The sequence below is a fragment of the Dermatophilus congolensis genome, from assembly GCF_900447215.1.
In the GTDB taxonomy this organism is placed as follows: Bacteria; Actinomycetota; Actinomycetes; order Actinomycetales; family Dermatophilaceae; genus Dermatophilus; species Dermatophilus congolensis_A.
Map to the genome: position 1 here is coordinate 1,741,292 of NZ_UFYA01000001.1, position 12,512 is coordinate 1,753,803.

At 58.2% G+C, this 12,512-nt stretch carries 10 protein-coding genes and 3 tRNA genes; 4 read left to right on the plus strand and 9 right to left on the minus strand.

The window, feature by feature from the left end:
• Positions 1-5 precede the first annotated feature (5 nt).
• From DXZ77_RS07670 to DXZ77_RS07705, 8 genes are all read right to left on the minus strand, one after another.
• Positions 6-992: an ABC transporter ATP-binding protein gene (locus DXZ77_RS07670; protein ID WP_197697054.1), complete on the minus strand. Its 987-nt coding sequence runs from the start codon at positions 990-992 to the stop codon at positions 6-8.
• A gap of 46 nt (positions 993-1,038) precedes the next feature.
• On the minus strand, positions 1,039-1,953 hold the full coding sequence (locus tag DXZ77_RS07675) for an ABC transporter permease (RefSeq protein ID WP_258553207.1): 915 nt from the start codon (positions 1,951-1,953) through the stop codon (positions 1,039-1,041).
• 3 nt (positions 1,954-1,956) lie between these two features.
• Positions 1,957-3,270 (minus strand): glycosyltransferase, encoded by a 1,314-nt coding sequence (locus DXZ77_RS07680; RefSeq protein ID WP_115032753.1) that lies wholly within the window; start codon positions 3,268-3,270, stop codon positions 1,957-1,959.
• Positions 3,271-3,278: 8 nt separating this feature from the next.
• Complete coding sequence (locus DXZ77_RS07685; RefSeq protein ID WP_115031162.1) at positions 3,279-4,364, minus strand: glycosyltransferase family 2 protein; 1,086 nt, start codon at positions 4,362-4,364, stop codon at positions 3,279-3,281.
• Positions 4,365-4,369: 5 nt separating this feature from the next.
• Positions 4,370-6,016: an LCP family protein gene (locus DXZ77_RS07690; protein ID WP_115031163.1), complete on the minus strand. Its 1,647-nt coding sequence runs from the start codon at positions 6,014-6,016 to the stop codon at positions 4,370-4,372.
• A gap of 479 nt (positions 6,017-6,495) precedes the next feature.
• Positions 6,496-7,143: a histidine phosphatase family protein gene (locus DXZ77_RS07695; protein WP_115031164.1), complete on the minus strand. Its 648-nt coding sequence runs from the start codon at positions 7,141-7,143 to the stop codon at positions 6,496-6,498.
• A 51-nt stretch (positions 7,144-7,194) separates the two neighbouring features.
• A complete protein-coding gene (locus DXZ77_RS07700; protein ID WP_028326714.1) occupies positions 7,195-7,878 on the minus strand; it encodes a potassium channel family protein in 684 nt (227 codons plus the stop codon).
• A gap of 50 nt (positions 7,879-7,928) precedes the next feature.
• The gene (locus tag DXZ77_RS07705; protein WP_258553208.1) at positions 7,929-9,269 is read right to left on the minus strand and encodes a TrkH family potassium uptake protein; all 1,341 of its coding nucleotides are present in this window, start codon (positions 9,267-9,269) and stop codon (positions 7,929-7,931) included.
• 599 nt (positions 9,270-9,868) lie between these two features.
• On the opposite strand from DXZ77_RS07705, the gene DXZ77_RS07710 reads away from it, so the two are divergent.
• The 3 genes from DXZ77_RS07710 (at position 9,869) to DXZ77_RS07720 (ending at position 10,311) form a co-directional block, all read left to right on the plus strand.
• Positions 9,869-9,941 (plus strand) — tRNA-Glu (locus tag DXZ77_RS07710).
• 122 nt (positions 9,942-10,063) lie between these two features.
• Positions 10,064-10,140: transfer RNA gene (locus tag DXZ77_RS07715), tRNA-Asp, on the plus strand.
• A 97-nt stretch (positions 10,141-10,237) separates the two neighbouring features.
• Positions 10,238-10,311 (plus strand) — tRNA-Phe (locus DXZ77_RS07720).
• Positions 10,312-10,393: 82 nt separating this feature from the next.
• Here DXZ77_RS07720 and DXZ77_RS07725 read toward each other — a convergent pair.
• Positions 10,394-11,428 (minus strand): DUF2891 family protein, encoded by a 1,035-nt coding sequence (locus tag DXZ77_RS07725; RefSeq protein WP_220181612.1) that lies wholly within the window; start codon positions 11,426-11,428, stop codon positions 10,394-10,396.
• Positions 11,429-11,629: 201 nt separating this feature from the next.
• Between DXZ77_RS07725 and DXZ77_RS07730 the strand changes: the two genes are divergently transcribed.
• Positions 11,630-12,280: a histidine phosphatase family protein gene (locus DXZ77_RS07730; RefSeq protein ID WP_115032759.1), complete on the plus strand. Its 651-nt coding sequence runs from the start codon at positions 11,630-11,632 to the stop codon at positions 12,278-12,280.
• Positions 12,281-12,512 lie beyond the last annotated feature (232 nt).

Below are 12,512 nucleotides of genomic sequence, written 5' to 3' on the forward strand. Positions count from 1 at the left end.
CGAGGTCAGATTTCGTCCATGGTGGCAGGTGTTTTTCCGACCTTGACGAATTCGGTGTAGGCATCGATGCATTCCTCTGGGGAGGCGTGCATCATGATGCGTCCCTTGTGCAGCCAAATGGCGTCATTGCACATTTCTTTGATGCTGGACAGACCGTGAGAAACGAGGAACATTGCTCGCGCGGAGGCACGCAGTTCGGCCATTTTCGCGTTGGCTTTGGCGCGGAAGGTGGCATCACCGGTAGATAGCGCCTCGTCGATCATGAGGATATCGGGCTTCATGTGCACTGCCACAGCGAAGGCTAGGCGGGAGTACATACCAGAGGAGTACGTGCGCATGGGTGCATCAATGAATGCTCCCAGTTCGGCCCATTCGGCAACTTCTTCGGCCCGTTCTTCTACTTCCGCGCGTGACAGACCTGAGGCAAGCCCACCGAGGATGATGTTTTCGCGCCCGGAGAGCATGCCGTTGAATCCGACACCGAGGGCCAAGAGAGTGCTGGCTCTACCCCACACCTCAATTTGCCCGTGGTTGGGTGGGAGGATGCCGGCGATGGCGCGTAGGAGGGTGGATTTCCCTGCTCCGTTGGCGCCGATAATGCCTATGGCAGTGCCGTTGGGAACATCGAAGCTGATGTCGTTGATCGCGTTGACTTCGATGACTGCGCGTTCGCCTCGTCCGGCACGGACGATGGCGTTTTTGAACGTTGGCACTCGCTCGAAGGTGGTGCGGTAAGTGATGTGCAGGTGCTGCACTGAGACTGCCAGGTCGGTACGGCCGGTGTTGTCGCGCAGTTGCTCTTTCTCACCGCGATAGCGGATTGAACCGGTTTTGGCGCTTTTGCCTGAGCGCATAGAGAAAACGCCACCGACAAGTGCCTCGCTGTTGCTGCCGGGTTTAGCTTCGGAAGCTGCGCGCTCAGCAGATGCTGCGCGGGCTTTTTCCTGTGCGGCGAGCTTTTGTGCCTCGCGGTTGTTTTGTTCCTCGGTCATTTTGGCGCCTCCGTCGGTACCAGGGCCCGGTGTTGCGGGGGTGTTATCAGAGACGGACAGCGAACTCACGCTCCCTCGACAAGAAGAAGAACGAACCTGCGGCGACAGATACCACGCTCCACCCGATGGCCATGAGCCACAGGTCGAGCGAAGGAACGACGCCTTCTTGAAGTACCTGGTTGTACCCACCGATGAGGGAGTACAGGGGGTTGAAGGGGATGAGAGCTTTCATGACCGGGTAACGGTCAATGAGATCCACCGTCCACAGCACGGGAGATACGTACAGCCAGATTCGCATGATGTATGGCAGGAAGCTGCTGGTGTCACGGAAGTACACCTGGGCGGTGGAGAAAAGCGCTGCGAGCCCAAAAGTGAAAAGGGTGAGCAGGGCCAAGAAGATCGGGGCAATGATGAAGGTAGCCCAGGTGAAGGGATTACCGGCTGTGATGTGGAAGATGAAGTAGACGGGGATGGTGGGGAGGAATCGGAAGAGGGCGGTGCGTACCGATGTCATAGGCAGCAGAAGCCGCGGGAAAGAGGTGTTTACCACCATTTTTCCTGCTCCAGTAACAGAGGAAGCTCCCTGCAGTACTGCGCCTTGGAAGTAGTAAAAGACAAAGATGCCACCGGTGATGTGGGCTAGAAGGCTGGGTTGGTATCCCTTGCGTTGCAGGACGGTGACCAGCATGAAGTAGACCAGGGCAAGCAGAAGGGGGTTGATGACGAGCCATGCCTGTCCGAAGAAAGTCATGGTGTTTGCTGCGCGCATCCCTGCTCGGGAGTTCGCGACGGCGAACTCCTTTCTTTCCCAGAGGTCTTTGAAGTAAACCTTGAGGTTGGGAAGTCCTGCACGATGCGGCTCGTATTTGTGGTACGGGACCGCGTCGGCGCGGATGATGGATCCGTCGACAGCTCTGGTGACGGCGCGACCCGCCTCTTGTTCGACCGAGTCAGAACTCACCGGCTACTCACCTTTCCGCGTGCTTGCTCGTGTGTGTGCACGCAATGTTCTTACTGCTCTGGCCATTGGTTCCCGAACTACGCGCGCGGTGGTGTGTTGCGTTTTCGTTGTCGGGGGGAGGTGGGGTGGTGTGGCTCCTGAGAGAGAGTCGTACACCGATAGGAGGGCTGCGCCGTCACTTTCCCAGCTGAGTTCGTGTTGTGCGGCTTGTACTGATTGGCACAAGTCGGAGTATTTGGCAATGGCTTCTCGGGTGGCCTGGACAAGGCTGTCTGAGTTGCCGGGGGTGTAGAGGGTACCAAGGTTGTATTTGCGGACGACGGCGGCGAGTTCACCGATGTCGGAGGCAACCATGGGCACTCCAGCACGGACGGCGTGGAAAAGTTTGTTGGGCAGGGCAAGCTCATGGTTTTTCCAGCCGGGGGCAAGAGCTACCAGGACCAGGCCGCATGTTCGCAGGTGCGCGTCGACTTCGTCGGGGCGGGTGGGAGCAACGATGGTGGCTGCTCCGGTGTCGTGACTGTTGAGCCAGGTGTTGTCCACTGGCCCCATGAGACGAACATCTATTCCTTCATTAGTCAGCGTTGTTGCTGCTGCGGCGGCAGTTTCGAGTTCGCGGTGGGCGCCGATACGTCCTGCGTAGATGATGCCATGAGGTTTTTCGGGCAGATCGGGCAGGGAAGCGGTGATGTCTTCGGGCAGGGCGGGAAAGGAGTTACGGACCGTGGTGATGTGTGGCCAGTTGTTTTCTTTGTATTGCTGCCGCAGGGCCTCAGCGACGCCATCTCCGACGGTGATTACGGCTGCCGCCATCGCTGCGAGTTCACCTTCGAGGCGTCGCTCATGTGCATCTTGCAGCGGTGTGGGGCGGTATTCGCGGGAGCGCCCTGACCAGAACTCGTGGGTGTCATAGATCAGTGGCACAGCGGCGTGTGCGGCAATCCTGACCCCAACTTCCAGTGAGGTGAAGTCGTGGGCATGGACTACGTCGAATCCATCACCGTTGATGACCAGCTCGTGCGCGATATGTTCAGCGGCTTCACCGAATCTGGCAAAGGTGGAATTGCGGTGAGTGGGGAGCATGACCCATCGAGCGAAGGCCATGGGGGGGGAGAGTTTACGGCCGGAGAGGGATTGGGCTCCTTGTTTACGGAGCACGGAAGAGGCTCCGACGGAGGAGATTGTGACGCCAGGAGGCGGCACAAAGTCGCCGGGCACATTTTTTCCGATGATGTGAACGGTGTGGCCGGCTGCGACGAGGGTTGTTGCTTCTTTGAGGACGCGAGCGTCAGTGGCCACCGCAGTGGCCACGATCATGAGACTTTTCACCGTTGGTCAAGCGTAGTCGCCGTGGCGCCTTCTTCGTTGTGCGTGGGAGAGACTTCGCGTAGTTCCTTTGGGCTGGTAATGAATCCAATGCCCCAAGACCAGTGCATAGTGGCGAGAACCGCAGGAAGAGTGGCTCGTACTTTTAGAGGTTCACCGCGGCTGGTTGAGAGGGCTCCAGCTGTGATTCCGGCGAGGTAGCCAGCGGGAACGATCCAGGCTGGATGCCATACCGTTCCTAAAACAGTGGCTGCGACGGTGCCTAGGACCATGGCAGGAGGCGCCAAGTAGCGCAGATTGATTGTGCCTTCATGTGTGGCTGCCACGACTCTGCGCCACCGTCCGTAGTTGCGGTACTGGGTAGCTAAGGCAGAGAAAGATCCCCTAGGGCGGTAGGTAACAGACAGGGCAGGGGTGAACCATACTGTTCCGCCTGCTTGGCGGATACGGTGGTTGAGTTCCCAGTCTTGGGCGCGGGTGAAGTGGGGATCGTATCCGCCTGCTTTTTCAAGAGCGCGGCGACGGAAAACACCGAGGTAGACAGTGTCGGCTGGGCCAGCTTCTCCCCCGACATGGAAACGGGCGTTGCCAACACCGATTTTGCTGCGCATGGCGCATGCGACAGCTTTCTCGAAAGTGGTTCGTCCTTGGGCATTCATGATGCCGCCAACATTGTCGGCACCGACGCGAAGCAGTTCGGCAACAGCCAGGCGAATGTAGCCCTCGGAGAGTTCGGCGTGTCCGTCCACGCGCACGATGATGGGGTGGTGACTAGCGGCGATGGCAGCGTTGAGTGCATCGGGGGTGCGCCCTGAGGGGTTCTCGACGACGGTAACGCGTTCATCGGCAGCAGCGAGCGCGGCAGCGACCTCAGCGGTGCGGTCTTTGCTGGGGCCGACTGCCAGGATGACTTCCACTTCGCCTGGGTAATCCTGGGCGAGAACTTGTCGTACAGCAGCGTCGAGGTGGTTTTCTTCGTCGAGAACCGGGATCATGACGGTGACTGGTGGCCAGCTCTCTTCAGAGGCGAATTGCCCTAGAGCGTCGACCGGTGGCGTTGAGTGCGTTGGGTTTTGGTTGCTCATCGAACTCATCCTGCCGAACACACAGCAGCAAGGTCCTCGGTCATGCCGGTTGAGGCACTGCTGGAGCCATTGGGGCGGGGGGATGCGGTTGTGGTGGAGCGAGAACCGCGGGTGGGGTGTGCACTGCTCGTGCTGCTACCGGTGGCTCGCTGTTGTCCGGGAGCACCAGGGATGTTTTCTCCGCGGGGAGAGATGACGTTGTCGTTTTTGAGGCCATTGGTGGAGTGAGGGCTATGGCTTGCTGATGCGCGAGAGGTCGAGCTGGCTCGGGAAGAGGAGCTTGCGGATTCTCCAGCGCGTTCAGTCTTGGCGATAGCTTCCGCGACTTTGTTGCGGATCACCTGGGGGTCGTATTTCCAGGGGTTAATGATCGGCGGGGTGAAGTTGACGCTAGTCATTTTCTGGTCGCGGGCTTTGATTGCCAGGTCGCTCATGGTGCCTAGTTGAGAGGCGGGGATGTCGGTGCCGAGAGTGCTTCCGGCGGCGCCAGCAAGTTCTTGATATTTGGTGATGACCGTTGCTGGGTCGAGCTGGTGGAGCATTGAGGTCATGACGCATTGTTGGCGCTGCATGCGCTCGTAGTTGCTGGAACCCTCGCGGGAGCGGGCGTACCAGAGGGCGTGATATCCGTCGAGGTGCTGGTGACCTGGCTGGATGTAACCCTTAATGCGGGAGGTCCCACCGCCAATGGGGGTTGCTTTACGGACGTCAACATCGATACCGCCGACGGCGTCGATGAATCGTTGGAATCCTTTGAGGTCGACGAGTGCGTAGTACTGAATGTCGATACCGGAGAGGGATTCGATGGCTTCTTTGGTGGCTAGGACACCGACGTCTCCAGAGTTTGCAGGGAATTTGGAGGCGTTTTGGTGGGCCCAGGTGTAGAGACCGTTGAGGAGGCATTTGTCGCCGCAGTTCCATCCTTGAGGCATGAGCCTGCTCATGGTAGTTCCGGGGCGGAAGTTGATGTTTTCGGTGTCGCGAGCGAAGCCGAACATGGCAGTGCGGCCACTGTCTGCGTCAATACTGGCGAGCATGATGGTGTCTGGGCGTAGACCTTCACGACTTGCACCTGAGTCACCGCCGAGCAGAAGAATGTTGTAACGGCCTTGTACTGGCTTAGCGGCCATTCCTGTGCCAAACATTCCAGAAACAGCAGAGGCACCAACGCGGATGACGTTGGCGCTCCAGGTGAGTGTGCCGCAGGAGATGACCATAAGCATCGCGGCCAAAAGTGAGACGCCGAGGCGAGTTCGCTTGGGGAGAGTACCTGGGCGGCTGAGGCGGACGGCGTCGATGAACAGCCATGCCCAGCCGACGGCGCAGGCTAGTACGACCGCTGCGAGTCCCCACAGTACGGGTGGCCGCGCGAAGGTGTTGATAACGAAGGCTCGGTTGTAGAAGAACAGACCGATGATGACTGCGGCGGCGAGCACGAACAGGATGAGTAGGCGTATGACGAACCGCCCCAGTCGTTTGTTGCCGCCTACAAGCTGGGCGCTTCCCGGCGCGAACTGGGTTAACCAGATGAGCGTGTAGGCACGGCGACGGCGCACGGCTGCCGTTGCCGTGTTCGGCGACGACAACGCCTCGGTTCCGCCGCGGCCCACTAGGGACTGTTCCTCGGATGTGCGCTTGGGGTCACTGGTCATAATGAAACTAGTATCCGCACAAAGACCGTATGTATCCGAAAGTCCCGCTGAACGTCTTCCGAGAATGGGGTGGACGCAGCCCCCCTATGTCGTGTATTAAGCGCGCAGTTTTTGTGGAATTTTTCTCTCTCTGTAGTGCGTTAGGGACTAAGCAGCGCTTGAAGTGGCGGGGCAAAGAAAAATATGCCCGGCATCTTTCGTCAGCGTATGGCGCATTTTTAGCCGGAAGTGTCATGTCTCTGCTGGAGGTAAAGCTGCGCTCTTGAGCGCGTAGCTGGTGTGCATTGGAGCCCACTTGTCCTGTGTTACATGGCGCCCATAGGCATCTGTTTTGGTTACTTCACATCGAAGATGTGGGCCAAGAAGCACCCCATTCAGGACGTAAACCTGTACCCCACAGCATTTTTCGCTGTGCGTGAACTAGCGCAGTGGGTACGTGTTGATAGGACCGCTTGGCCTCGACTGCTCTTTCTTTACTTCTACTCATTTTCGTAGATCGGCATAGCGGGGAGCGGATCACTGACGCCTAGAGGATGGTCTCCCCAGTGCGCAAGGCTCCAATGCCCTGGCTTGCCGACGATGTCGACCGCAGCTGTGTTGGCAAGTGAGTTTTTTACGACGTAGTCGAATTCGACTCCGCAGACGAACATGGCAGTCCATCCACGTATGACCGCGCCGTGCGAGAAGACAACAGCCGTTCCGTCTTCACCCACGTGCTGATAAATCTCCTCTAGAACCTGGTTGTAACGATCCGCCACATTTTGTCCGGTTTCACCGTTGACTTTGCTGGTTGTGAAGTCGTCTTTCCAGCTAATGAGCATCCCGTGATAGCTCTCCAGTGCCTCCAAGTCGCCTCGCATTTCGAGATCTCCAGCAGAGATTTCGCGCACTCCCTCGCGGATCCATGGCGTGAGGTTGCGTTGGGCGGCTAGTGGTGCCGCTGTTTGCTGAGTGCGCACGAGGGTGGAGGTAACGATGAGGTCGATGTTGACCTCAGCAAGGGCTGCGGGGATGGCTTTTGCTTGCTCTATCCCCAAGTCGGTCAGATCTGCTCCGGGCTCTGCGGTATCCAACAGCATGTCGATGTTGGAGCTGGTCTGTCCGTGGCGGATGAGGATGAGGCGCATGCGCTCATTCTCTCCTGTACGCCTGAGGATGAGCTAGACGCTGTTGAGGTTTCAGCTTCGTGAATCTTCAGGATCATCGTGTGGCAGGGCAGAGAATTTTTCTACTGCTTTGACGCTGCCAGAAATGATGAGTTCGTCGCCGCGGTGGGCGATCGTTTCGGACTCGGCGTAGGTGAAGGATTCTCCTTCGCGTTTGATGCCAACAATGGTGATGCGGTAGCGCGAACGGATATCTGAGCGTGAGAAGGGCACTCCCCACAAAATCGCAGGCGCGGTGGTGCGAGCGAGCGCGTATCCCTCGAATTCGAGGTAGTCCGAGAGCGATCCGACGATTTGATGGGCAACGCGTTTGCCCATGTCACGTTCGGGGTAGACGACGTGGTGGGCGCCAACGCGTTCGAGGATGCTGCCGTGTTTATCGGTGACTGCTTTTGCCCAGATCTCTTCTACGCCAATCTCGGAAAGAGACAGGACGGTTAGAACGCTGGCTTCGATGTCGGTTCCGATGGCAACAACGGCTCGGTCAAAGCTGCTGACGCCGAGTTGGTTGAGGGCTTCACTGTCGGTGGCGTCGGCTTGAACTACGTGGGTGAATTCGCCAGCGAATCGTTGGACTAGGTCAGCATCGGAATCAATGGCCATGACTTCTTTTTCCATCTTGACCAAGCTTTGGGCTACTGAGGATCCGAAACGCCCCAGACCGACGACGAGGATGGATTCAGGTTCGCGTGCCATTCGGCGAGGCCACATGTGGTTCTCCTTGGGTTGATGTTATGCCGTGTGCGTCAGCCGACGATGGGCGCTTCGTTGGGTAGGTGGTAGTGGCGTTGTCTGGTGCGCAGCGCCAAAGCGGAGGCAACGGTGACGGTGCCGACACGTCCGATGAACATCAACACCATCAGGAGTACCTGCCCCCCTGGGGGCAGGTCAGGGGTGATGCCTAGGGATAGTCCACAGGTAGCGAATGCTGATACCACGTCGAAGAGTACGGCGATGAGTGGAAGTTCAGTGAGTGAAACAAGGATGACGGCGCTTGCAGTAACGACGCCGACTGATAGGAGCGCGATTGCCAGGGCCTGTCGGATGGTGGCATTCGACACGCTGCGGTGCCCGACGGTGACATCGTGTTCGCCGCGGATTTCGGCGAGGATCACGAAAGCCAGGAGGAAGAAGGTGGATACTTTCAGGCCGCCGGAGGTTCCTGCCGACCCTCCACCGATGAACATCAGGACGATGGTTGCGACGGTGGACTCGTCAGTGATTTGGGCGTAGTCAACAGCGCTGAATCCTGCGGAGCGGGGCATGATTCCTCCGGCGAGGGCACCATTGATTTTTCCCATCACATTAAGTGGACCCAGAGTGCCGGGGTTATTCCATTCGAAAAGCGCGAAATACCCCACGCCAACAACCATGAGGAAAAGGAATCCCCAGAAGGTCAGCCGCATATGGACGCTCCAGTGGTGGGGACGCCGCCATTTGGTTTGCAGCTCGAATAGAACGGGGTAGCCAAGGCTGCCAAGGATAATAAGCAGGAACAGCGGCCACATAATCCAGGGGTCACCGACGTAATTCACCAACCCGGCGTCGGGGGTGAATCCTGCGTTAGTGAATCCCATGGCGGAGTAGAAGAAGCCATGGAGCACAGCGCCGCTGAAGGGTTCCCCGCGGATAAGCAGCCGGATGGTGAGGATGACGCCGGCGAGGACCTCGAGAGTGAGCATGACAGCGGCGATGCGGGTGATGACGCGGCGCACTTCACCGAGGGTGCGGGTTTGTTTTTCTGTTTGGGCGACGAGGGTGCCAGTCAGGTCTAGACGACCATTGACGGCTAGGGCGAACAGTGTGGCGGCAGACATGATGCCGAATCCGCCAAGTTGAGTAAGGACGATGATGACTGCCTTACCGAAGGGGGTCCAGTAGGTCGCTGTGTCAACAACAGTCAGGCCGGTGATGCAGGTGGCGGAGACTGCCGTAAAGGCCGAGGCGAGGTAGTCAACTTCGCCGGGATGAGAGATCGGTAAAGCCAGCAGTGCTGCGCCAAGGGCCATAAAAAGGATGAACGCTATGGGGACAAGGCGGACCGGGGAGGCGAGCCATCGTCCTTGTCGCCGCCAGAGGCTAACCACATATCCTCCTGGGGGTGCACGGTGTGTACCGCTTGCGGGGGTGCCCGCGCATCCCGTCACCACCTTTTCGCCCTGTCGCCGAGGCGAGGTAGTCAACTTCGCCGGGATGAGAGATCGGTAAAGCCAGCAGTGCTGCGCCAAGGGCCATAAAAAGGATGAACGCTATGGGGACAAGGCGGACCGGGGAGGCGAGCCATCGTCCTTGTCGCCGCCAGAGGCTAACCACATATCCTCCTGGGGGTGCACGGTGTGTACCGCTTGCGGGGGTGCCCGCGCATCCCGTCACCACCTTTTCGCCCTGTCGAGGTTCCCGCGTGCGCGGGTCTTTTCGATTGTGCCAGCAGATAGTGGGGCTCTTCACCCTGGGTTGCAGCAGGGGTGGCTCACCATTGCTCGGGGTGGCTTGCGGAGCGAAGAGCGCGCAGGCCCACTGACCAGGGCCGGCTTTTAGGGTGATGACCAGCGCAGATGCCGCCGTTTTGCTGCTTGGCCTGTTTGTCACATATGCTTCTTCATGTCCTCACGGGGTCAACCGGAATTTAATCCGGTGCAGTTCGCTGCATCAGAGATAAAAAGCTGGTAGAGACCGTAAGGAAAGGGTCCCCATCGTCTAGCGGCCTAGGACTCCGCCCTTTCACGGCGGCAACACGGGTTCAAATCCCGTTGGGGATGCGCAGAAGAGCTGATTGGCACGAAGCGCACACAATGTGCTTAGATAAACTAGTCGCTCAGAGCAACACAGCAGAGAACTTACTGATGAGAAGTCTTCTCTCAAAAAAGTTCAATGCATTCTAGGCCCCGTAGCGCAGTTGGTTAGCGCGCCGCCCTGTCACGGCGGAGGTCGCCGGTTCGAGCCCGGTCGGGGTCGCCAGTTCTTTTGGCAATCGCTCTCTTGATCTCTTGAATCAAGGGAGCGATTCTGTACCAGCCAATCTGTATGGCAAGAACTGACAGGAAAATGTTCCTGCGGCCAGGTAGCTCAGTTGGTACGAGCGTCCGACTGAAAATCGGAAGGTCGGCGGTTCGACCCCGCCCCTGGCCACAAGCAAACCCGAGATCACATCCCATGATCTCGGGTTTTTTCATTCGCTTACAGCAGCACTATCAGCAGAGATCAGACGGCATCACGCAGTCACAGCCAACAGCGCGAACGAGACCAACCAGTGCGTTGCCATGAAATCGCCAGCAACAATCGCTTCCTGCACCGAAGCAACCTGCTCAGCGGTCACCACACGAATACGCCGCTCAACCTCATTCCCCACATACGGCCCCAACCGCCGCAACACTGCTGCCCGAGACAACACCAACCCATACAAATGAGCACCCTTGCCATCGGCAGGATCGGACACCTGCGGCACCTTCAATAACGAACACCCCTCCTGCCCCAACCCCGGAAGAAAATCAGCCAACCACCCAACAAACTCACCCTCCGGAAGAATTCGGCGCATTAAACCCGCCTCCGTCAATGCAGGCGACAAAAAATCAGAACCGCCAGGCTCCCACGCCACCGGATAATCCCGATCCTGCCCAAACCACGCACGCCCACGCTCCACCACCAACGACCGCAACCCCCGATCGCTGCGAACTACCCCGCATGCCGACATCACATCCAACGCATCCAGCACTAACCCCATCCCGAAAGCCACATTCGCGTGCTCACCCGAACGCACCGGATACAACAACCGCGGCAGCCACTGCCTCACCAGCTCAAACACAACATCCAACAACGGCCTACTCGCCCTAGCCCACTCCCCTGCCCCAGGGACCCCCGCGCTCTGCGCCTCAAACGCAGCAGCCACCAACATCGCCGCCCATCCCCACCCATACGGCCGCTCAAACCACGGATGCTCCCGCAAATACGCGACCTCAACTGCGACATTCTCCGGTGTCAAGCGCTCATCCAAGAGCTTCACCAACCCCGCCCGCTCAGCCTGCGGCAAATCCACCAACGTCAACAACCGCAACGCAGACCACTGCATATGACACGACGAATGCCAATCCAAAGCCCCATAAAAAGCTGGATGCAACACATGCGGAGTCACATCACAATCACCCCGTTCGGCAGACATATGCGACGACACATAGGGAAACTCTGTCCCCACCACATCAGGAACAGCCCGCGCCCACTGCACCGCATACAACGAACGCCAATCAGACAACACCACACACCCGCCAATCCAACGAAAACACCCAGCTAGCTACACCATCAAAAACAAACGACGTACATAATCACCACGTTGCATACCCACACCAACACCCATCACAAAATCAGCACCACCAGCCACCCACTCCCCCACCCAAGCGACATACACCGATTCACTCCACAACCACCCTCTTTCCACGCGACATACTGTGAAAACGTGACCACCCCCCTACCCAACACCCCCGCACCCAACAATCCACCCGGAAAACTCGTCATCATCCGCCATGGCGAAACCTCCTGGTCCAAACTCGGACGACACACCGGACTCACCGATATCCCCCTCACCCACCACGGCGAAGAACTCGCCCGACGCGCAGGCACCCTCGTCAAGGACTACAACTTCACTCTCGTTCTCTCCTCACCCCTCCAACGCGCCCGACGCACCGCCGAACTGGCCGGGCTAACCCCAGAAATAGAAGACCTCATGGTCGAGTGGGACTACGGCGGCTACGAAGGCCGCACCACCGAATCCATCCGCGAAGAACTCGGCTACAACTGGACTGCCTTCACTCACGGCGTCATCCGTGGCGAGACTCCCGGAGAAACTGTCGAAGAAGTCGCAGCCCGCGCATCCCGCGTCCTCACACGCGCTCTACCAGCTATGACACGCGGAGACGTCGCCCTCATAGCCCACGGGCACTTCCTACGCATCCTCACAGCCGTCTTCCTACGCATGCCCCCCCGCTTTGGATCAGCCCTCACCCTCGACGCAGGCTCAGTTAGCGTTCTGGGCTACCACCGCGAAGCTCCCGCCATCCTCGCGTGGAACCACGGCCCCACTTTGCCTCGAACCCCCTGTGAATCGTAAAGAATCCACCACCAAATCCACCCCTACTGCCACCAGAATCACAACTATCACCCACGCCTGAACAGAAAAATCCACTGAGAAGACAAGTAACACCAAACAAAGCACTATCCACCTTCTCTTTTTCTACAAAAATGAAAATGTTTTTAACACTTGTACATGTCGATCGACCATTCACTCTCACGATTACCTAAAGACCTCAGAAAAGTTGATAAAAATACATGTCGACCTGGAC